Source organism: Paenibacillus sp. FSL H7-0703 (assembly GCF_038003485.1).
In the GTDB taxonomy this organism is placed as follows: Bacteria; Bacillota; Bacilli; order Paenibacillales; family Paenibacillaceae; genus Paenibacillus; species Paenibacillus polymyxa_B.
Map to the genome: position 1 here is coordinate 2,081,465 of NZ_JBBOPF010000001.1, position 22,439 is coordinate 2,103,903.

Sequence of the window (22,439 nt, forward strand, 5' to 3'; positions counted from 1 at the left end):
AAGATTCGAACCTGTCTGCTGTAAAACCATATATACGCACTTTATACAGCACTATATTTTATTATACCCTTCTGAACGGCTTCGTTTAACCAGCAAATTTGGAGACTCGGGTTGTGAAATTAAAAGATATACAAGAAAGCGTTCCAGTCACGGTCACACTTACCGGACGGGAACGCCTTTTCGGTTATTTCGGCAGCTCTGCCGGATAATACTGCAGCCAGCGCCTTAAATCCGCGCTATGGATGACACGCTTGGGATCTTCACCGACTAGGCGAAGTCGCTCTAGCACAAACTTGATTTCACCGGAGCCCGCCTCGATTCCTTCCTGCTCCAGCATATATTGAACTGCACTTCTGCCCGAATGCTTGCCGAGTACGAACGAATGGTCAGTGCCCAGCTCGGTTGGATCAAGGGCCTGATAGGCGGCGCGCTCCTTTAGCAGACCGTTGATATGTATGCCGGATTCATGGGCGAATACCAAGTCTCCCACAATTGGCTTGCCTTCGGGAACGATTCGGTTGGAGGCTTTAGACACCAGTGCAGCCAGCGGGTTCAGCAGTTCGGGACGGACGCTGCAGGTTCCTTGATATAGGTCCCTCCACGACATCACCACCTCCTCCAGCGCCGTATTACCTGCCCTTTCCCCAAGGCCCGACACTGTGGTACTGGCCCAGACAGCTCCCGCCTGCAAAGCTGCCAGGGTATTGGCAAGCGCTAGGCCATAATCATTATGACAGTGAATCTCAAGCTCCACATCCTGCGGCACGCGCGATATAAGCCTGTCTATACGGGCAGCTATCGCAGCGGGATGGTGAACAGACAGCGTATCGGCATATCTGAAGCGCCGGATGCCATCCCTGTAGAGCTGATTCGCCAACTGCTCAAGGAACAGGTCATCTGCCCTTGAAGCATCCTCAAAGCCTACGGAAACAGTCAATCCTTTACACTGACCGTAATCGACAGACTTGCGGATCAGCTCTGTCACCTGCTCAGGATTCATACCCAGCTTGGACTTCATCTGCACCGTCGACACGGGAACCGAAATATGGGCCCAGCCGACGCCTGTCGATTCAGCTGCATCAATATCCGTGAACACCGCGCGATTCCAGGTCATTAGCTTCATCTGAAGTCCGAGAGCAGCAATCCTGGCAATAGACCTGCACTCCGCCTTTCCCATTGCCGGAATTCCGATCTCAGCCTGCTCCACCCCCGCCGAGTCCAGCATGATGGCAATTTCAGTTTTCTCCTCGGCCGAAAAGGCAACGCCCGGAGCCTGTTCTCCGTCACGAAGTGTCGTATCACAAATATGCAACTGACTCATCTATATCCCCTCCCGTTCCGCAGCAAGGGCAACACGGGTTGCGTTTGACTGCTATAGTGCAGCTACTCATATCCAGCACATTCATACGGTACATACGGTCAGTGAACAAATTGCCCGCATCTGTAATCCATTTGACCGCTTCCAATGCAGCCATACAGCCAATCAAACCCGAGGTGGCTCCCAGAACCGGGAATCCCAGAGGCTCCCAAGGCTGTCCGCCTTCCGGGTAGAGACATTCCAGGCATGCCGTCCTACCGGAATCAATGGTCATCAATGATACTTCATAGGCGTACATGGCCGCTTCTATCATCGGTCTGCCATGTCGAACACATAGTCTGTTCAGCGCATATCTTTCCGGAAAGTCATACCGTGCATCAATCACGATATCCGCCGCTTCTACCCATGGTCCAGAGGATTCTTCCGTGATTCTGTGGGCGTGGCCCTCAAGTTGGGTCTCTGGGTTAATACGATGCAAATGCTGCAATGCCGTCTCCATCCGTTCCTCCCCGATTCGTCCGCTGTCCATCAGCACCTGCCGGTTCATATCAGGTAGATGGATTAAGCCCTCATGGGTCAATATCAGCTTCCCCACTCCGGCAGCGGCTAGGTACATGGCCGCTGTTCCTCCCAATCCTCCGATGCCTGCGACCATAACAGTAGCTTGCTTTAGCTTGTTCTGACCTTCCACTCCCAGCAGCTTCAACTGGCGTCCGTATCTACTGTCTTCCAGCAGCTGTACCATTCGTCCACCCCTCCATGTGCGGCTCCCGCCTTTAAGATATTCGGTCCGCAGGATCTTGACACCATATCTGGTTGTTCTTCGGTTATTCTTCCTTACTGAAGACTCATGGTCCGGCTTTGCCGCTGCCCTCCTCAGCATGCAGGATTTTGGCAAGCCACATGGGCGGATTGCGAGCCAGCATATTCTGGAGACGCTGGACCTGCTCCTCAATGGTGCTGCCGAAGGCCACCTTCACAGGCATAATGGTCCGTTTGGTAACCTGTGCGGCGGCCGAAGCGCCGATTTGTACCAGAAAGATCAAGGCACAATCCTCAATCAGGCCAATTCGGCTGGCGATCTTACCCGCTTCGTTCTCATCGCTTCCCTGGGCTATCCGCCGATGCTCCAGGAACTGGACGCCTGAGTGCCGGATTTCGAATACAGTGAACATAGGACTCTGCCCAAAATGAGCATTCACAAGCACACCGTCTTCTGTCGCAAATGCAACCTTCATCCTCCCCTCCCCCTCTCGGCAAGCAATACATTGCCTACTTTGTTCACCCACTCCATGGTTCCACGGTATCCGACGCTTACGGATGTGTGGGCGCCCAGCTCGTCATACACCGGCAAGCCTGCCGGCACGAATGAGGCGCCAGCCCGTGCCGCTCCCTTTCTTCCATGCGAATTGCTGATCCACAAATCAACGCCCTGCGCGCTCTCCTCTGCATCATCCAGATCACCGATCCAGACTTCCCGTTCTGTCTTTTGCAGCGCAGGCGTGCTGCAGGGTGTAATTAGCCGTTTCAGTTCCACTCCCATCTCCTCCAGCCAGGCTGCGGTCGACAGCATATGATCCGGTTCTAGCGCCACTACAGCGGAAGCGCCGGAATAATAGAAATGGGCATCCAGCATGCTGTCCAACAGATTTTCACGCTGCCAGCGGAAGCGAACAGGGGCTGGCTCGCGGCTGATTTTCTGCAGAAAATGTATGAATGCATCGCTCGCGGCCAAGCCAGACAGACCCGTGAACAAGTGGTAGGGAATGCCTGCGGCATGAGTCAGCCTGCGCGCCGGACGCTCCATGCTCGCGCCAATGGCAATGGTGCAGGAAGACTCCAGCATCTGGCAGGCTGAATCCAGCGGAGTCCCCCCTCTCGTCAAAGGGGAAAAACCTGTCAGCAGGTGACCGGACAAGGAAGTGGAGATATCGGGGAGTGTAATAACCTCTAGGCCGAAGGAAGCAATAATATCCTTGATTTCCATGACATCTCCGGCAGTCAGATAAGAAGCCGGCAGCAGATTGACCTGCGTCCGGCGCTGTTTTTTGGGGGACTTGCCTCCGGCTAACCCGAGTACGGCATCCATTAGCGACTCTACTGTACTGCTGTAGCCCGTCTCCAGAGAGCCGTGAAAATCAGGCAGCGATACAGAAAACAGCAGACTGTCCTTCAAGGCCCGTTCTCGCTTGAACGCCTTTACTCTAGACTGAAAATCAACGCCTGCCACCTCAGTGAGGGCCGTGCTGATAACGCCGATGGCATCTGGATGGTGTTTGGACCAGATATGATCCAGCGCCTCCTCCAGATTCCGGTCTCCATCAAATATAACGTCCATCTCTTGCAGCGCAGAGGTCTGAACGGCAATCGGCTCTCGAAAATGGCGAGTCAGCAGCGCCTTGGAGAAGGCCGAGCAGCCCTGAGCGCCGTGCAGCAAAGGCATTGAGCGATACATCCCCTGCAGAGCCAGCACGCCGCCCAAAGGCTGTCCTACCTTGAGCGGGTTGACACTGACAGGCTTCGTGGCGGATTTAATCGGCAAATTCCGTCTCCTCCTCCCATGGAGCCAATTTGGCGGTCAGTTCCCATACCGGATGCTGTAGCGTATGCACAAGCTGTTTCGCCAGAGATAACAGCCCGTCATAGCCCGCATAGGCTTTGTGCCGTTCTTGATTGATGTCCACAAAAGGAATTTGTTCCTTAAGCGCCATATACATGTTCCGGCCCCCGGCAATGACCATGTCTGCCTTGCGGCTCCGTACGGTCTTGAGAATCTGCCGGGCGCCGCCTTCCGGGATGTATTCCGCATCATCTCCGATACGGTCAGCAATCCGGGATACATCCTCGGCAGTGCTTTTGTTCGTGCCTACACCAACCACCTTAATGCCCAGCTCCTGCAAAGCCGTAATGACAGACCAGCTCTTTACACCCCCGGTATAGAGCACTGCCCGCTTTCCTTTCAGCTGCTTGCGGTAGGGCTCCAGCTCCAGCGATAGCCTCATTTCCTCCCGTGCAGCCAGCTTATCCACCCGTCGCTCCACATCACGATCTCCGGTCAGGTAAGCCATCTGTCGCAAGGAATAACTCGTCTCCTTTGCTCCATAAAATGAACCTTCAAAATAAGGAATGCCGTATTTACGCTCCATTTGGACTGCCAGACCCAGCAAAGCCCGGCTGCATACGACCATATTGGCCTTGGCACGATGCGCCCATCCCACCTCACGGAACCGACCGTCTCCGGTAATTCGGGACAGGATACTCATTCCCGCCTGCTGCATCAGCCGCTCGATATGCCACATCTCGCCGGCAATATTGTATTCCCCAATAAGATTAATATCATGGGAGGTTGTCTGTTCCGGCTCGGTGCTGCCGATAATATGCTGGAACAGCACGTCTCCGGCCAGCCGGGTCCCGAGATTCTTGCTGCCCACAAATCCCGGGCTGTTCACCGGAATGATCGGCGTTCCCAGCTGCTCCGATTCAGCCTTGCAAACTCCCTCGATATCTTCACCGGTGAGGGCTGTGACGCATGTGGTATAGACAAATACAGCGGGAGGAGCAAAGCGGCTGACAATGTAGCGGATCGATTCATGCAGCTTTTGTTCACTACCAAAAATGATGTCCTGTTCTCCAAGATCAGTAGTGAAGCCATACGCCGACAGCTCCGGGCCGCTGGACAGGCTGCCTCTGCTCTCCCAGCTATTGCCGAGACACGCAATCGGCCCGTGCACTAGATGAGCCGCATCTGCAATGGGGATCAGTGTAATCTGGGCCCCGTCAAAGGAGCAGCCACCCGAAGCCTCCCCCGGCACAGGCCGGGGACAGGGCGTGCTTTTGGGAATTTTGTTGCCGCAGGATACCTCCAGCCTTCCGTTAGACACAGCCGGCTCCATCCGCACAACCCCCTTATTTCAGATAGAATCCATTGAAATCACAAGCCAAGCTGTCAACTTCCATCTACGCGATACAGCAATTAGCGCACCAGATCAAAGCTATGATCCGGAGCCTGCTCCTCCATGACATCCAGTACGGTATTCACGAATTGGGTAAGCAGATTGAGCGCACCCTGGTAGCCGATAATCGGATAACGATGCAGATGATGCCTGTCGAAGATCGGAAAGCCCACACGGAGCAAAGGAATTTTCGCCTCTTTGGCCGCGAACTTCAGATGGGAGCTGCCAATAGCCAGGTCTACTGGGTCCTGGAACAGCAGCGAACGCATATGCCACAAATCCTGACCGGAATGAACCGTGGCTTCTGCACCGTAAGGGCTGGACTTTAGCAGAAGCTCTGCTTCCTTCTCAAATTTCCGGTCCCCATTGGAGCAAACAATATGCACCGGCTCCATGCCCAGCTCCAGACAAAAGCCAATCAGGCCGATGAGCATATCCGGGTCTCCCGCCATAGCCACCCGTTTGCCGTGCAGATAAGCATGCGAATCCATCATGGCATCCACAATTCGGGCGCGCTCCTGCTTCAATGCCTCGGGAATTTCTCTTCCAGACAGGCGGCTAATCTCCTCAAGCAACCGATCTGTAGCCCGGATGCCCAGCGGTGTGGAGATGGAGGACACCTGCTGCCCCCAGGTTTGCTTCATATAACCTAATGTTTTACGAAGAGAGTACTGCTGGATCGCCAACGTGCCTGCAGCATCTGCGGCCTTGGGCACATCCTCAAGCGGCGTTCCCCCGTAATAGTAGCTGTACTCTCCAGTAGCCCCTGAATCAAAATTACTACTGTGGTCACCCAGAATGGTATACGTAGCGCCGAACATCCCCAGCATGCGCCGCATTTCCGCAAAATTGCCTGTATACCCGTCAAACCCGAGCAGTACATTCAGCTTCAATTCATGACCAGACTGCGGCGTCCGGCCTGACTTGTTATACAGCGTCTCCAGCACAGAGCGCAGCATGGCGTCATAGCCTGTAATATGTGAACCGGAGAAGCTGGGGGTATTGGCAAAAGGAACCGGCACATCCTCGGGAAGGGCTCCCTCCTGACGGGCATTGGCCAGGAAGGCAGACAGATCATCCCCGATCACCTCTGCCATACAGGTCGTGCATACCGCAATCATCTCCGGCTGATACAAGGCAATGCAGTTCTCTATACCGTCAATGAGGTTGCGCATGCCGCCGAATACGGCGGCATCCTCGGTCATCGAGGTGGAGACGGCAGGAACTGGCTCTTTGAAGTGGCGGGCAAGATGGCTGCGGAAATAAGCCGTACAGCCCTGTGAGCCATGAATGAACGGGAGCGTTTTTTCGAAGCCCAGCGCAGCCATAACCGCTCCCAGCGGCTGACAAGCCTTGGCCGGGTTCACGACTACAGATGTACGAGCGAAATTCTTATCCTTGTATTCCTTGGTCTTGGTGTACTCTAGGGTGGCGGTAACCTCCTCTGGCGAGCAAGGGGCCTCGAAGGCCCGTTTCTCCTCACGCTGGCGCACATATTTATCCTGCCGAAACAGCTGATTGTGATCGACAATGTTCAGACGCTCGCTCATACCGGCACCTCCGCAGTCTGCCGGGACGGCAGCAGGCTCCATACTGGACTGTTTATGGTCATATCCATATCACGCGCAAAAATCTTAAAGCCGTCAAAACCATGATAAGGCCCGCTGTAATCCCAAGAGTGCATTTGACGGAAGGGAATGCCCATTTTGTGATACACGTATTTCTCCTTGACTCCGGCGCCCATTAAGTCAATATTCAGCCGCTGGGCCAATTCTTCCAGTTCATATGCCGTTGGATCATCGTACAAAACAGTGCCTTCCTTTACATCGGGAAACGTCTTTTCGTAATCATCCTTATGGGCAAATTCATAGCCTGTAGCCACAATTTCCATACCCAGATCCTCATAGGCACCAATGGTATGCCTTGCCCGCAGTCCGCCAATCAGAAGCATCACCTTTTTGCCTTCCAGACGTGGGCGGTATTTACGGATGACCGCCTCCATCTGCGGCATATATTGGGCGATGACCTGCTCACATTTTTCCTGAATCGTCTCGTCAAAGCGGGCAGCAATCGCTCTGAGGCTCTCCATCGTCTTCGTCGGGCCAAAGAAGTTATATTCCATCCAGGGAATTCCGTATTCCTGCTCCATCGTTGTGCACATATAATTCATGGAACGATGACAATGGATCAGATTGAGCTTGGATTTATGGGCAATCCCCAGCTCATTGATCGTACCATCACCCGACCACTGCGCTATGACCCGCAGTCCCATTTCCTCCAGCAAAATGCGTGAGGCCCAGGCATCACCGCCGATATTGTAGTCCCCGATAATGGAGACATCATAAGGCCCAGACTCCTTCAGCTCGCGGCGCCCCATCAGAAAATCGCGGATAGCATCATTGGCAATGTGATGGCCCAGAGACTGACTCACCCCACGAAAGCCTTCACAGCGTACAGGAATGACCGGAATGCCCAGCTCCTCTGTCATCTTCTTAGCCACGGCCCCGATATCATCACCAATCAGTCCGACCGGACATTCAGATTGTACGGAGATGCCCTTAGCCAGCGGGAACATCTCCTTAATTTCCCGGCAGATCACCTCCAACTTCTTATCTCCGCCGAACACGATATCCTTTTCCTGAAAATTGCTTGTAATCTGCATGGCGGTAAAATTATCGATGCCCAATACCCCATTCGCATAATTGCGTCGGGTACCCCAACTGTATTGCCCGCAGCCGATGGGACCATGGCTAATGTGCACCATGTCTTTAATCGGGCCCCATACCACACCCTTGGAGCCTGCATAAGCACAGCCCCTTGCTGTCATAACGCCGGGCCGTGATTTCATGTTGGACTTAATGGAACAGGTTCCGCAGTTCACAAGCTCCTCATCCGCGATCTCAAAATGCTTGGTCCGGTCCTTCTTGGCCTTCTTGGGATATACCTCCAGTATCTCCTCTACGATCTGCTTTCCCTTATCCACAATACTGCTCATTTGGCCTATTCCTCCCTCCTGCGAGCTACGCGTTCAGCTCCCCCCATCATCACACGTTGGTTCCGTCATTAAGCCTTCTAGCTGGAGCCTACTGCCCGGACGCCTCAGCTTTGTTAATTGCGGTTTCTTCATCCTCAATAATGCCGAATTCCATCAACAGATCCTCCAGATCTTCCATGGAAATGGGAGTCGGAACCGTTAGCATATCGTTATTCAAAATCTTACCTGCCAGCTCTTCATACTCCGCAGCCTGCTTATGTTCCGGGTTATATTGGGTAACGGTCATACGGCGCAGCTCAGCGTGCTGCACGACATTGTCACGCGGCAAAAAGTGGATCATCTGCGTGTTCAGTCTTCTTGCAAGCTCTGTAATCAATTCCGCTTCCAGGTCCGTATTCCGGCTGTTGCAGATTAAGCCGCCCAAACGCACCCCGCCGCTGTTGGCATACTTCAATATCCCGCGCGCAATATTGTTGGCAGCGTACATAGCCATCATCTCGCCTGAGCATACAATGTAGATTTCCTGAGCCTTCTTCTCCCGGATCGGCATGGCGAAGCCCCCGCATACAACGTCCCCCAGTACATCGTAGGAAACAAAATCCAGCCCTTCGTAGGCCCCCTCTTCCTCCAGAAAATTAATGGCTGTGATGATGCCGCGTCCTGCACAGCCGACACCAGGCTCTGGCCCGCCGCATTCCACGTTCAGAATGTCACCGAAGCCCTTTTGGACAACATCCTCCAGCTCCAAATCCTCTACCGTGCCCCTTTCAGCAGCCAGATGTAGCACTGTCTGTTGGGCCTTCGTATTCAGAATAAGACGGGTGGAGTCTGCCTTGGGATCACAGCCTACGATCATAATTTTTTGTTTGAATTTGGTCGCGAGCTGAGCCAGTGTATTCTGCGAGGTTGTCGATTTGCCGATACCGCCTTTACCGTAAAACGCAATTTGTCTCATATTTTCTCAGCCTCCAAAATGTTCAATGGGTAAATCCGAATGATTGCCCTTAACTCCCTTATTGCGCTTACTTCCCTTATTGCTCTGCACAGGATACATATAACGCAGAAATTTTACATATTCCAGAACGGATTCCTCAATATCCCCGCCGCATACAATAGGCAGCACGCCAGCATCCTGCAATGCCTCTTTGGGGGCTTCGCCTATGCCGGACGACAGCAGCAATGCACAGTCATGCACCATGGAAAGGATCTCCTTCATCGTCTCGACCTTGTCTCCATTGCAATCGGCTTTCCCATGGCAGTAGGATTGCACCTTACGAATGCCTATGAAATTTACGATAGTCCCGTCGCTTTCATAGATCATGAATTCCTTGGCACGACCGAAATGCTGATTCACCTTCCCTCCGCCACGACTGGCCACAGCGATTAGGACTGGCTTTGAGGTAAAGCTTGCTTCAGGCTTATCCTCCGATAACGGGCAGCTACATCCAACCCCGGTTGACGTTTTTTTGTGGTGCGATTGTCCCTCCTTGCGTTCCATTCTCACTCTCACCTTCTCATCCAGTTCTTTCTGAAATTGTGCCCTTGCCTCTTCATCCATGGGAGGAGCAGCCCCAATGTTCTCCCATGTAAAATCCTGATTGCGATCCTCGCCCAGCAGTCCAATCGCATCCGCCCTGCACTGACGGCAATGGCGCATAATGACAGCTCCCGCCTCAGCACATTGCTCCTGCAGCTGCCGGACCAGACGGGGACGGGGGGCCCGCATCCCTTCATGCTCATACCGACTGCCGGGTGCGATGATGAGCGGCATAATGTTGTGCAGTACCGCGCCGTGCTCCTTGACCACCCTGGCTACCTCTGGCAGATGGGCATCATTGACTTCGGGAATCAGCACCGAGTTTACCTTGCACAATACGCCTCTCGAAGCCAGCATCTTCAAGCCTGCCAGCTGGCGGTCAATCAACAGCCGCGCGGCCTCCTCTCCTGCATAGCGTTTTCCTTCATCGTAGACCCATCCATAAATGCGGCTCCCCACCACTGGATCTACAGCATTGATCGTGATCGTGACATGCGAAATACCCAACTCTACAATCCTGTCGATATGCCTGATCAAGGTAAGGCCATTCGTGCTGAGACAGAATATGACATCCTTAACTGTCTCACGGACCCGGCGGAAGGTATCGAAGGTTGCCTCCGCATTGGCCAGCGGATCTCCAGGTCCCGCAATGCCGACAACGGACAGTTGCATCAGCTGTGCCGCTACGCCATAGGTCTTGCTCGCCGCCTGCTCCGGCGTGAGCAGTTCACTAACAACGCCGGGACGGCTTTCATTGACGCAATCGAATTTGCGGTTGCAATAATGACACTGAATATTGCATGCCGGGGCTACTGGAAGATGAATGCGCGCAAAATAGCGATGTGCCTCTTCGTTATAACAGGGATGTCGTCTAAGGGTGTCCAATGCTAAGGGGGTTTCCGAGAGATCAGCTAAAGAGTCCATTCATTCCCTCCTCTCTACGTTATATTTCCTTACACAATTCTCTGTTTTTGTCTGGAATATAATTACATCTTAGAGACAGGGACAAATACAGTCAATTCGCTTCTCCATGAAATCCCTGACATTTATCCTTAATTCACATATGTGTCAAATTTTACGTCAAGTAATATATCGTACACTTTACATGTGTGCGGTTACATTTCATATTCTCAATAACATCAAGACGTAAAAAAAGAGAGTCCGTAAATACGGCTCTCCTTTTGAGACAAGAAATTTCATTATATATTTTGGGAAATAGTCTCCGCTTATCATTCCTTCACATCTATTTCCGTCCCATCGACTTTCGTTCCATCGACTTCTTTTTCATCTACCTCTGCTGCCTTTGCCTCATCCACCTCTGCTGCCTCTACTTCATCCGCTTCGTCACTGCTCTCTTCCTCTATTAAGGCTTTTGGCGTGTAGAGCTTGGGAATCGGCACATTCGCCCAATCCATATCGGATGCAAAGTAAAAGCTCGTATAGGAAGGTTGATTATACCCGGTATTTTGACGTGCCACATCCGTGCGATACTGCGGATCATGCATCAACGTGTACAATTTATGCGTCGTAGGTTCTGTGCTCAGATAGATACGGATTGCTGAGCTATCCGCTGTACGGACGAGCATTTCCTCGCGCCAATCACCGAAAATGTCGGCTACCAGCGATGGCGTTCCTTTCGTATAGTTGTTCGTTTTGGTTCCAGTGGCGGTCAACAATGTACCTCGTTTCCAATCCTCAATGGTTGGGGTTACATCAATTGCGCCGTTTACGATTTGTGTGGTCATATCAGCTGCCCATTTGATACTCATATTGGTACCGGGCATCTTCGTATCCAGCTGTTTACCCGCTGCGGTCCACAGGCCTATGGCCCACGTCTCCAGACCTCGCTGATCCGGGTCTATGTCACCGACCATTCCCCGACCTGTATCCTTGCCAGAATATGCGCCGTAAATGATTTCACCTGTTTTGGCATCCCGCAAAGAATAGCCATATGGAGCGTAAGTGCCACCTTCATGTACCATAAAGATTTCTTTGCCGGGGCGATCCGGGTCAATATCGGTTACATGCAGCGCATCGCCATGTCCCAATCTGGCGGTTTGACCCGGAGTTGCGCTTTCAGGAGGCATGACATCAAATGAGCTGTACAACAGGCTGCCATCATGGTCAATCGTGGCGGAACCGTATACGATTTCGTCCTTGCCGTCACCGTCCACATCCACCACGCTCAAAGAATGCGCTCCTTGTGTGGTCAAGGTGCCAAATTTCGGGTCCGTTCCATCACGCCCATGCGGACTATCGTTAAATGGATTGGTCATTGGTGCCCAGCCACTGTCTACCATCCAATGTTTTTGGAGATGGCGACCATCCCATGTGTAGGTAGCCAAGGTGGAACGCGTATAATAGCCGCGTGCAAATACGGCGTACGGCTTGCGCCCGTCCAGGTAAGCCACCCCTGCTAGGAAGCGGTCCACGCGGTTGGCGGGTTCAATTCGGGCCATAGCGTAGTCGCCCCACATGAGTCCATCGTCATGACGCTCCGGCTCATAGCGGATGGTATCCAGCTCAGCTCCCGTTTTCCCCTTGAAAATCGTCAAATACTCCGGTCCATCGACAATAAAGCCCTCGAACTCTCTCAGCTTGTTTTTGTCGCTCCGTGATGGTGCATATACATCCATAAAGTAGTCTGTCAGGCTTTCCGCATCCTTTCGGGATAACGGATAACTGTACTTCGGAGCGATGCCAAAGCATTCCTCCAGCGTAGCAGGCCATTGTCCCTTGACCACTTCTTCATGCTTCGTCCAGTTCATGAACATGTTCACCACATGCTCATAATAATCCGAGCGACTCAAACGGTAATCGTCCTCATGTGTAATCCCTGCTTTGCGATCCTCACGTGGCAGAGTAATATACTTTTCTTTTTTCGGCTTGCCCTTCTTATCAAAAGAAATCGTTTTGGTCCCTGGAGCCGTTTTGAACATCAGCTCGGCTTTACCATCGCCGTCAAAATCGTACACCATCATCTGTGTATAATGTGCACCTGATCGAATATTCACGCCCAAGTCGATCCGATACAACAGCTTGCCTTCGGCCGTATACGCATCGACATACGTATTTCCGGTATACCCCTTCTGAGATACATCCTTGGAGTTCGATGGGTCCCATTTCACAAAAAATTCATATTGCCCGTCTCCATCCACATCCCCCACACTCATATCGTTGGCCGAATAAGTATAGGATTCACCTGCGGGTGTTACACCATCGGCAGGCTTTTGAAGAGGAAGTTCATAGTAACCCTGTTGCCATGGCTTCACTTTGGCGCTACGATCCTTTTCTTTGCCTTTTACGACTGAAGCTACTCTGTACACCGCATTTCCGGTTCCTTCCTTATCCACATAGTTGGTGCTGTCGGTCACCGTCGCGATCTTCTTACCGTCACGGTATACGTTAAAGTCCGCTCCTGTCAGCCCCGTTGGGCCGTAACCGTTCACTTCTTGAGCCAATAACCGCCAGCTTAAAAATACCCCCTCCTGCGTCACCGCAGCTACCAGTCCGCGATCCAGCTTTTCCAGCTGAATGCTGCCGCTACGGTTCTGTTCTACTGCAATTGCTGATTCCGCCTGCAGTGTGGGTTCGGATAAGTCTTCCGCAGCCACTCCTCCAGTCGTCCCCGTCATCGCCAGCATCGCTGCCAACGCGGCGGTCAAGCTTCCCTTTCGCCATGCGCCTTTCCCTCGAGCCATTCAGGTCGTCCTCCTCAATTGTATTGTGATGACAAGCTAATACCTCAAATGATTGCGCTTACATAAATTAAATTTCCTTACTATTATAGTTTTGCCGTTCCCCCAAACGCGTTTAAATATCCGAGGATTTCTCTACACAAATCCGTGTTGTTGTCCGTTTCAATTGAAATGTCCCCATTAGCCCGCTACTAACGGTCCATTTTTGAACCGACTATGTTAGTTGAAGTGAACATATCCGAATATCATAAGATGATAAAATGGACGAGCTGTGATCAAAACATACATACCTATCAAGGTTTCACAAAAATGATGTCACAAAACGGCCCGTTGCGATTGTTATATAGACATAAATACAAGGAGGTGAGCTCTTGCAGGCAACCATCCCCGGGGATCAACAGGATAAACACAGCCAGATCGAGCTGGCCGTAGAACGCGTCAAGGCTGGTGAACAGCAGGCTTACGAAATCATTATTCGACAATTCGAGCGGCAGATGTACACCTACTGCTTCTATATTTTGAAGAATCATGAAGCCACAGAGGACGCGGTTCAGGACATATTCATCAGAGCCTATGAGCATCTTCATCAATACAGCAGACAGACCAGCTTCTCGGCATGGCTATACAAGATGGCCTATCATCACTTAATGAACATCAAAAGGAAACACAGCCGCTGGCTCAAACTGGTTCAGCAGGTCAAGGAACAAAAGTCAATCGCTCAGGTATCCCCTCATAAAAGTGTTATTGAAGAACTGTTGACTTATCTTACACCAGAAGAGCGTCATATTCTGCTACTGAAGGCTGTTGAGCAATACAGCTTTGAGGAGATTAGCAACATTATGGGTTTAAAGTCAGCAACCATCCGTAAAAAATACGAGCGGCTTCGGCGCAAGCTGCTGGACCAGAGAAGCAAAGGAGGACTTGTTAATGGACAAACATCCAACACCACCTTATGAGCGCGAAATGGACCAGTTGGAGAATTGGATCAATGAATCAGTCATGCCCAGAGACAGTATGAGTGATCAAATTATGAAGGAGATTGAAAAAAGAGCCATGCAAAGAAAGACGACGAAATCGAAATTTGCAAAACAGGCTGTTCTGGCGGCATCCGTAGTTGGCATATTAGGGACAGGAGTGGTAGGCGCCGGATTTGTATCACCCACGATGGCGGCCACACTCAAGCAAATTCCCGGAATTGGCAGTATTTTTTATGGATTGAGCTCGGATGAAATTCAGACTGCTGTAGATAAGGGCATTCTCAGTCATCCTAATGAAAGTGTGACTCATGACGGAATTACGCTGACATTAAGCGATGTTCTGTATGACGGTACACGCCTGTCTTTCTCCATTGAGCGTCAAGGCGAGAATATGCCGGAAACCTTTATGAATCCTTATATACCTATGGATGCCAAAACTGAAAATAGCGATGACGAATGGGTAAAAGCACATAAAGTGCCTGAGAAGGATCAGCTTAAGGGCTACCTTAAACGTCCAGAAGTACTGATAAATGACAAAAAAGTGGACTCTCAGCGATTCATGTTTGGGGATGATCCACGCAAAAATAATTCAGTTATAGGGGAATACATGCAGTTGGACTCCCTGCCAGATGAGTTTGATTTGACGGTCAGAACTTCAGTTACAGGTGTTGACGGGTCGTATGAATTTAAGGTTCCGGTAAAAGTGGACAACACCATGATTGCCGTTCAGCCGAATGAGACAAAGACCAGTGGCAGCTTCAGTTATACCGTGAAGGAACTGAACTCCACCTCAACAACGACTCGTCTAGTGCTGGACAGTACAGGTGAAGTGCCTGCTTCCCCGGAGCAAACGGGAGAGTATGCGCCAACGATGATGTATTACGATATTGTGGATGATCAGGGCAACGTTATTGAGCAACGCCAATTCGGTTATTTCTACAGTAAGCCTAGAACAAAATACCATGTGGATGAGCTGTATAATGCACTTAAGCCAAATACAAAATACGTGACGATTAAGCCTTTCACCTTGACCGTCAAGCCGGCTGATTGGAGTATTGTCGGTGAAGGCATGGGATCTGACGGCAAGCATAAAAGAGGAGATAAAACGTACATCAAGGAACTCGAAATGAAGATTCCCCTGAATAACTAATTAGAAATGATTCAAAAATACAGAAATTTCGCATAACACAAACTTCCGTGGAAGGAGCATATTATCCAATGCAACAGACAAACTTAAAATTTACATTTCTAAAACAAGTATTACTTACAGCATCGGCTTTCGCAATATTGGGAACGGGAGCAGCATTACCAAAATTTATGTCCTCCATTGCAGTAGCCGCTAGTAATACGAAACCCGTACAAGCCGCTTCTTCCAAGATGAGTCTGACGCAAAACGGGGTTACACTGAAACTCGGCGATGTGTCCTATGATGGCAAAAGCCTGTCCTTCTCCATCGAACGGGAAGGCAAAAATTTGCCTAAGGAGGTCTTAAGTCCGTATATTCCAATGGACGCCAAAATAACTAATAAAAGTCTCAAAAAGCGCATGGTTCCAGAAAAAGGGCTATATCAAAATACCTGGGGTTCTGATAGAAGGGAACAAACTGAAAAGTTTTGGCATGTTTGGGGATAAAATATCCAAAAAAATACGATAGAAGCTATATACAGTAAGCTGGATTCACTTCCAGACAGCTTTGAAATGACCGTCCAGGTAGGCGTTACCGGAATCAGCAAACCTTTTGAATTCAAAGTCCCTGTCAAAAAAGTCAACAAAGGTTCCTGAGAATCATGCCGAAGTGCTGATCAGCGGGAACAGACAGACCTTCAGTGATTCATGTACAGTGATGCTCCACATGAAAAGAATTCAGTCACGGGAGAGCTTACGCAGTAGGGCTCTCCTGTACAACACCATGAGTGTTATATAGACGAATCAGACAAGGCAAAGTCGCCGTGATATTCAATGTATAGATTGGATATCACGGCTTCCGGAGAGGAGATATTCTAAAGTGCAACAGACAAACTCAAAATCCACATTTCTAAAACGGGTATTACTTACAACGTCGGCTTTCGCGATATTGGGATTAGGGGCAGCGATGCCAAAATTCATCTCCCCCATTGCAGCAGCAGCTACTGATGCAAAATCTGCACAAGCCGCTTCCTCCAATCTGAGCCTAACGCAGGACGGGGTTACACTGAAGCTTGGCGATGTGTTCTATGATGGCACACGCTTGTCCTTCTCCATCGAACGGGAAGGCAAAAATTTGCCTGAGGGAGTCATGAGCCCATATATGCCAATAAACCCCAAAGAAACCAATGAAAAATTCAAAAAGCGCATGGTTCCTGAGAAAGATCAGAAGAAGGGCTATATCAAGACCCCCGAGGTTCTGGTAGACGGGAACAAATTGAAAAGCATCCATTCCATGTTTGGAGACAAGGTATCTCAAAAGAATGCCGTAGAAGCTGAATACAATCAGTTGGGTGCACTTCCAGACGAGTTTGAAATGACGATCCAGGTAGGGGTTACCGGAATCAGCAAGCCTTTTGAGTTTAAAGTCCCTGTTAAAAAGGACGGTAATATGGTGAGTATCAAGCCGAATAAAACCCAAAAGAGTGGGAAATTCAGTTACACAGTCAAACAGCTCGATATTACCTCCCGTACAACCCGGCTGGTGCTGGATAGCGAAGGTCAAGTGCCTGCGTCTGCCAAGCAGACAGGAAAATACGCTCCATCCATGATGTATTATGACATTGTAGATGATCAGGGGAAAACGCTTCAGCAACGGAGAGTCGGCTTCTCAAATAGCAAGCCTAAAACGAAGTATCATATGGATGAGCTGTACAGTACTGTAGGCAGCAAACCCCAATATGTGACGATCAAACCGTATACATTTACAGTCGATCCCTCAAATTGGAGTATTGTCGGTCAAGGCAAGGGAGCTGACGGGAAATTTAAAAACGGCAATAAAACATACATTAAGGAACTCGAAATGAAGATTCCCGTGCCAGCCCAATAACATCAATGCAAGAAGCGAGCAAGCCTGAATGATTATCCAGGCTTGCTCGCTTTGTCTACTTTACACTAAGCCTTTCCTTCCTGGGTTTACTTTACTGGTTCTACTGGTTCTACTGGTTCTACTGGTTCTACAAGTATCAGAGTGGTCTCAATTATTGGCTCCCACTGCACCCGCACCAGCAAGCTTAAAAAATAGAAAAATATATAAATATATGAATACTATTACAGTAGCTTGTAAGTTTGTACAATATCGTTAAGGAAAGGTTTAGGCTCTCCTTAATCTGTATATATCCCAATTAGTGAGGGACAAATGAACTCAAATCGTCTCGGCTGGACTGATCTGTATGATAAAACACGACATCCCCGTCCTGTAAATGAAAGGTATGCCCGTACGGGTCTTTTATCTCTCGGCGGTAACCCTCCAGTTGCCACTGGTTCAGTAGCGGGCTATTTATATACTGTAAATGCGGATGCTCAGCGTCCCCCTGACGCAGTGACTCTATATTAAAGCCGACGACGATAAAGCCCGTTTTCTTGAATATATCTGTATGCTCGTTTAGCTCCTGACGGCGACTGACCTCGCGCAAATCCGTGCCTTTGGTGACTGCGTACACATCAGCAGGCAGGCTATATTCACCATACCAGCGCTGAATCGACGCATTAGCGCGATCTACGTTAACCCCATCCGGCAGTTCTGTCTTTGGACCGATTAAAGTACGCACAGCCGCAGGCAGCACCAGCCAGTCGTAGCGTCCAACCCAGGTCTTGCTGCGTGCAATACGGTGGGCATACAGGGAAACATAACGTTCCAGTGTCAAATGGCTTTGCTGTGCTTCACTCAGCTCATGCTTGTATTGGTAGGCTGCCGCGTCCTGCATTTCCTCCATCGGCACATTGCGTAGCCGTTCATTCAAAATAACATAGCGCTTTTCCCGATCCTCCGCCGATCCCAAACGGATAAATTTTCGACTGCCGGAATGTGTATACAGATCTACCTCTTCCCGCTGTAGCCCATCTTTGCTCACCCAATAGAACGATGGCGTGATGCGAATACCGTCCTTGGCGCTAAACATATTGCCTTTGGTCTTGAGGTCAAACTTGAAATGATAACCTGTCTTGACCGCCACATTTGCATAACCTTCATATGGGTGACTGCCGGGGCGAACGGGCAAGGTGAATGGCTCCGGGTTCCCTCTAGGCAACCCATCAATATTGCCAAGCCCCGTCCAATAGGACAGGCCGCTATGCGTTGGACTTCCTTTTCGCTGCCGAAATACCCGCTCCCAATGGTAATCGGCAATATCCGTGATATGAAAATCGTACATCCGTCCGATGACCTCTATATTTACCACATCATTGGCAACATGGTGGGCGATATCCGTGTTGGCATGGTGCTGTTCGGTGAACCCGTCCGGTGCATTTTCGGCAATGGTACGGAACTCTACTGTATAGTTGCCTTCATCCACCCATACGGGCAAATAAAAGTCTGTGTCGAGCTGCAGCACCGGAATGTCGATCCAGGTACCTCGTGGATAAAATAGTGTCTTTCCTTTGTCGTACACATCGAACGGAAATCGCACCTGCTTGGATCGTACATATTTGGCATACTCCCGATCACTATAGCCAGGAATGTCCAAATGCGGACCTGCTGTCGAGATCGTCACCCGGAAAGGGCGCTCCAAAATAAGCGCGGATCGTCCCTTCGTAGGTTGGGTTTTCTGATTATGAGCAGCATCGTCCGACACACTAGACAGATTCACTACGGGAGTGTGGACAGTCACTGTATTGATTCCCTGTATCGGGAACGTTTTATCCGCACCTCCATTGATATTTCCCTTGAGAATAGCGTAAGTGATGTCACCGCTGCTGGGCGTATTGGGTTTATTGATCTTGTGCTTTTCAATCATATGGCCCGGGCTGTAAAGGATATCCGACCCGATTTTTACGGGTTCAGGGATTTTGCCAGGAGTCGGCCCCTTTTCCTTGACACGCTGGTGGTCCATGATCGTTTGACCGTTGAATTTCACAGTATCGTTTTCCACTTCCACGTCTGGTGTAGCCTTCTGGGCCACAGGCTCCAGTGATCTTTGTTCATTGGGCACCTTCGGCATACTCTTGCCGCCATAAATATAAAGTGAACCCCCATCGACGATGCCCGGAGAAGGAGCCGGATAGTATTTTCCGTTGGTCGCTGATTCTACAGACGGCGGCGTGTAATTCCGTGGTGGAATCGTAATACTACCTCCCGGCAGTGCATAGTTGCGTAGCTGCGCGTTCTTGATACCGTACACCTCAAGGTTGTCGATCACCCAGTAGGAGTACGGTTTCACAATTTCGTATTTGTAATACTCCACAACCTTCATGTGCCGGGTATCGTTGATATCTTCCCATTCCAGATCATACGTGCGCTTCAGCTTGACGTTGTAGGTGCACTCGCCTTTGAGCTGTTGGTAGGTGTTTTGAAACAGGTAATTCCGGGCCAGCACGTTTCCGTACAGGCTTTCAGAAGTTGGAATACCCTTGGCTACATCAAAACGTGACGCGCCTCGCTGATCGGCTTTAATAACGGCAGATACTGTCGGGTCCAATTCGGCAGTTTCCAAGCGCAGACCTGGAACGGGGCGGGAGCAGACAACACCTTTCGTTGGCTGTTCATCATCTTGGCAATATGAGGGTGCTCCCTCTTGGCTTTCTCCAGGCTTAGGACAGCCCTGAGCTTCTTTGTAATACAAATAAGCGGTAAACTGTTCAAAAGAACCGTCATAGGTAAATCCGGGTACAATTCCCGGCAAAATATCTCCGCTTGGCGGTTTACCTGTCGTGCTTTTCTTATAACCCACATACTCATATTTCAGGTTGGTTGGCGGGGTAAAATCATACAGTTGATCAGCTTTCAGTTCATCTTCTATTGGCGAAAATACGTTGTTAAGTGATTTCCCATCAGTGGTAAAATGCTTGACGATCAGACCACTCTCCAGTTCGATCTTGAACAGGATGGGCTGGTAGATGCGCCAGGCTTCTACTTCCTTTGCGCAGGTAGGGCAACTCTCTTCTTTGATGTTTCGAGCCTGATCTACTGGATCAAGTTTCATGTTTATGGTGATTGGGATGATAGTAGTATCTGAACCAATTCCTTGTTTTTGGAAGGGACGGATATCTAAATCTTTTGTGCCCTTACTCATATGCCTCGCATATTCCTCATAATTGTCTGACCGTGATTTAATAAAATAATCACCATGATTCATATAATCGGCTATCGTATATAAGCGAGCGGTAACGTTCTTGATTTTACGGCCCGGAAACTGAAACTTGTAAGTGAAGGTTGCTTCACCCTGCATTCCTTTTCCAGGCTGCTTCTTTTGGGTTACCCATTCCCCCGCTGTGTTCTTCCACATGTCGAAATACATCATGCCGACAAAATAGCGATCATTTTTATCCGCATAATAAGACAAAGGTGTGATTTCCGTATCGGCTGCCGCCTTGTCAGTGGAGAAATAAAAAGGTGGGAGCTGCAACAATAGCAGTACCCCCACCAGCAATACGGCCAAAATGCGTTTGGTGTTGCTCATATGGTTAATTTCCTTTCCACGGATTAACCATCATCGGGATATAGTCCCTTGATGCGAGGTCAAAACCAATGTACTCAATATCTTGCAACTTAAAAGATTTATAGTTTTTAGTGCCTAAGTAAAGCTCATCAGCAGATGAATAGATCGGATAATAAACCATTTTCGTACCATCCCCGTTGTCTTGCGTCATTTGTTCTAGTGCAGGACGAAGACGTGCGTCTTTATTCCTTGTCAGGTAAAAAATCCCTCCTGCAGTAGAATTCGTTTTCACTCTCATCTGTAGGTAGGATACACCCTTAGAGGTTGTATAAGGCTCAATTGAATAAATATCACGCAGCATCTTAACAGGCAAATCATATTGTTTAAAAATTACCACTTTATTGTATGGCTGACCAATAACATTTTTTAAAAGCCCAGGTGTTGTACTAATCGCCTTCTTATACGGCTCAATACTCACCGCCTGATGCCCCGTATCCTCCAGCGCAGCAATTTCCTTCTTCCCAATCCAGACCCAGCGGCTGACCTTATCCCACTCCACCGTCTGTCCCAGGCCTTCACTTACCAACCGCAGCGGCACAAAAGTACGGTTTTGCTTCAAAATAATCTTTGTCTCATACGTTTTGGTCTGTCCATCCACGGTAGCGGTATTTTGACCCACTGTCATGTTAACGGCATGTGCATCATTTTTAATCGACACAGCCAATTGACCGCCTGTTTTCTCCCAGCCTACCTTAGCCCCTAGCGCTTCGGATACAAAACGAATGGGAACCATCACATAATCGTTGCTATCCTGAAAAGGTTTAGCATCTGGAAACTGTATTTTTTTCGCGTTTAACAAGACTTCAATCGGTTTGGTGCTGCTTGCTGCCTCCGTCGTTGGAATCGTACTTGTCGCCCCCCATAGCAACGTGACTGCGGTCAAACTCAACATCCATTTTTTCATACTCATCTCTCTATCCCCTTTGTCAGCTTAAACTTTAAACTATGTATATCATCTCTAATCTCATAAACTTATCGCATCCCCACTTTCGGAAAATACTGGATACAACTTATATATTATAGGGTTTCCCTATTACAAAATCTATAAGAAAAACTTCTAATACAAAGCATTCCAAACAAATAGACTCTATTGAGCAAGCCCTCCCCCTAAATCATAGAACTGACTCTTTAAAAAAGTTTATATTTCGCAAAATATCAACAAAAAAGGGCTGCCTCTCCCCTATGAAGGAAGAAACAGCCCGTGTGCTTCACGCGCAACAAAACTATGAATGTATCAGCTCATACCACCATATGGATTATTCCAGCATCATCCAATATTTCTTACATCATAAATCATACCGGACTAAAAATCAAACGTTACTTTTCTCTCACGAAACATTT

General features: G+C 49.6%; 16 protein-coding genes. 4 read left to right on the plus strand and 12 right to left on the minus strand.

The annotated features are described in order from the left end of the window. Positions 1 to 184 precede the first annotated feature (184 nt). The 10 genes from MHB46_RS08960 to MHB46_RS09005 form a co-directional block, all read right to left on the minus strand. Positions 185 to 1,321: a homocitrate synthase/isopropylmalate synthase family protein gene (locus tag MHB46_RS08960; protein ID WP_341162124.1), complete on the minus strand. Its 1,137-nt coding sequence runs from the start codon at positions 1,319 to 1,321 to the stop codon at positions 185 to 187. Further along, positions 1,299 to 2,063, minus strand: a complete 765-nt coding sequence (locus MHB46_RS08965; RefSeq protein WP_341162125.1) for a HesA/MoeB/ThiF family protein — start codon at positions 2,061 to 2,063, stop codon at positions 1,299 to 1,301. Before MHB46_RS08965 ends, MHB46_RS08960 begins: the two co-directional genes overlap by 23 nt. Before the next feature lie 103 nt (positions 2,064 to 2,166). Further along, positions 2,167 to 2,556: a NifB/NifX family molybdenum-iron cluster-binding protein gene (locus MHB46_RS08970; protein WP_341162126.1), complete on the minus strand. Its 390-nt coding sequence runs from the start codon at positions 2,554 to 2,556 to the stop codon at positions 2,167 to 2,169. Next, complete coding sequence (nifN, locus tag MHB46_RS08975) at positions 2,553 to 3,860, minus strand: nitrogenase iron-molybdenum cofactor biosynthesis protein NifN (RefSeq protein WP_341162127.1); 1,308 nt, start codon at positions 3,858 to 3,860, stop codon at positions 2,553 to 2,555. Before nifN ends, MHB46_RS08970 begins: the two co-directional genes overlap by 4 nt. Then, the gene (gene nifE / locus MHB46_RS08980) at positions 3,850 to 5,211 is read right to left on the minus strand and encodes a nitrogenase iron-molybdenum cofactor biosynthesis protein NifE (RefSeq protein WP_165176633.1); all 1,362 of its coding nucleotides are present in this window, start codon (positions 5,209 to 5,211) and stop codon (positions 3,850 to 3,852) included. The genes nifN and nifE overlap by 11 nt, the downstream gene beginning before the upstream one ends. A gap of 80 nt (positions 5,212 to 5,291) precedes the next feature. After that, entirely contained in the window at positions 5,292 to 6,821 is a 1,530-nt protein-coding gene (gene nifK, locus MHB46_RS08985; protein WP_341162128.1) for a nitrogenase molybdenum-iron protein subunit beta, read from the minus strand. Continuing rightward, a complete protein-coding gene (gene nifD, locus MHB46_RS08990; protein WP_165176636.1) occupies positions 6,818 to 8,266 on the minus strand; it encodes a nitrogenase molybdenum-iron protein alpha chain in 1,449 nt (482 codons plus the stop codon). Before nifD ends, nifK begins: the two co-directional genes overlap by 4 nt. Positions 8,267 to 8,354: 88 nt before the next feature. After that, positions 8,355 to 9,221 carry a nitrogenase iron protein gene (gene nifH / locus MHB46_RS08995; RefSeq protein WP_023987270.1) on the minus strand — a complete coding sequence of 289 codons (867 nt, stop codon included), beginning with the start codon at positions 9,219 to 9,221 and terminating at the stop codon, positions 8,355 to 8,357. A gap of 6 nt (positions 9,222 to 9,227) precedes the next feature. Then, the gene (gene nifB, locus MHB46_RS09000; protein ID WP_341162129.1) at positions 9,228 to 10,727 is read right to left on the minus strand and encodes a nitrogenase cofactor biosynthesis protein NifB; all 1,500 of its coding nucleotides are present in this window, start codon (positions 10,725 to 10,727) and stop codon (positions 9,228 to 9,230) included. A 305-nt stretch (positions 10,728 to 11,032) separates the two neighbouring features. After that, positions 11,033 to 13,504, minus strand: coding sequence for a rhamnogalacturonan lyase (locus MHB46_RS09005; protein ID WP_341162130.1), 2,472 nt, complete (start codon positions 13,502 to 13,504; stop codon positions 11,033 to 11,035). 368 nt (positions 13,505 to 13,872) lie between these two features. Between MHB46_RS09005 and MHB46_RS09010 the strand changes: the two genes are divergently transcribed. The 4 genes from MHB46_RS09010 to MHB46_RS09025 all read left to right on the plus strand — a co-directional run bounded on the left by MHB46_RS09010 (position 13,873) and on the right by MHB46_RS09025 (position 17,491). Then, positions 13,873 to 14,457, plus strand: a complete 585-nt coding sequence (locus MHB46_RS09010; RefSeq protein ID WP_322159394.1) for an RNA polymerase sigma factor — start codon at positions 13,873 to 13,875, stop codon at positions 14,455 to 14,457. Then, positions 14,429 to 15,628 (plus strand): DUF4179 domain-containing protein, encoded by a 1,200-nt coding sequence (locus tag MHB46_RS09015; RefSeq protein ID WP_341162131.1) that lies wholly within the window; start codon positions 14,429 to 14,431, stop codon positions 15,626 to 15,628. The genes MHB46_RS09010 and MHB46_RS09015 overlap by 29 nt, the downstream gene beginning before the upstream one ends. 68 nt (positions 15,629 to 15,696) lie before the next feature. Then, the gene (locus MHB46_RS09020; RefSeq protein ID WP_341162132.1) at positions 15,697 to 16,110 is read left to right on the plus strand and encodes a hypothetical protein; all 414 of its coding nucleotides are present in this window, start codon (positions 15,697 to 15,699) and stop codon (positions 16,108 to 16,110) included. 373 nt (positions 16,111 to 16,483) lie between these two features. Continuing rightward, positions 16,484 to 17,491, plus strand: coding sequence for a DUF5643 domain-containing protein (locus MHB46_RS09025; protein ID WP_341162133.1), 1,008 nt, complete (start codon positions 16,484 to 16,486; stop codon positions 17,489 to 17,491). 295 nt (positions 17,492 to 17,786) lie between these two features. Here MHB46_RS09025 and MHB46_RS09030 read toward each other — a convergent pair whose 3' ends face one another. Further along, positions 17,787 to 21,059: a DUF5704 domain-containing protein gene (locus tag MHB46_RS09030; RefSeq protein WP_341162134.1), complete on the minus strand. Its 3,273-nt coding sequence runs from the start codon at positions 21,057 to 21,059 to the stop codon at positions 17,787 to 17,789. Positions 21,060 to 21,063: 4 nt separating this feature from the next. Continuing rightward, positions 21,064 to 22,008 carry a copper amine oxidase N-terminal domain-containing protein gene (locus tag MHB46_RS09035; protein WP_341162135.1) on the minus strand — a complete coding sequence of 315 codons (945 nt, stop codon included), beginning with the start codon at positions 22,006 to 22,008 and terminating at the stop codon, positions 21,064 to 21,066. Positions 22,009 to 22,439: the final 431 nt, after the last annotated feature.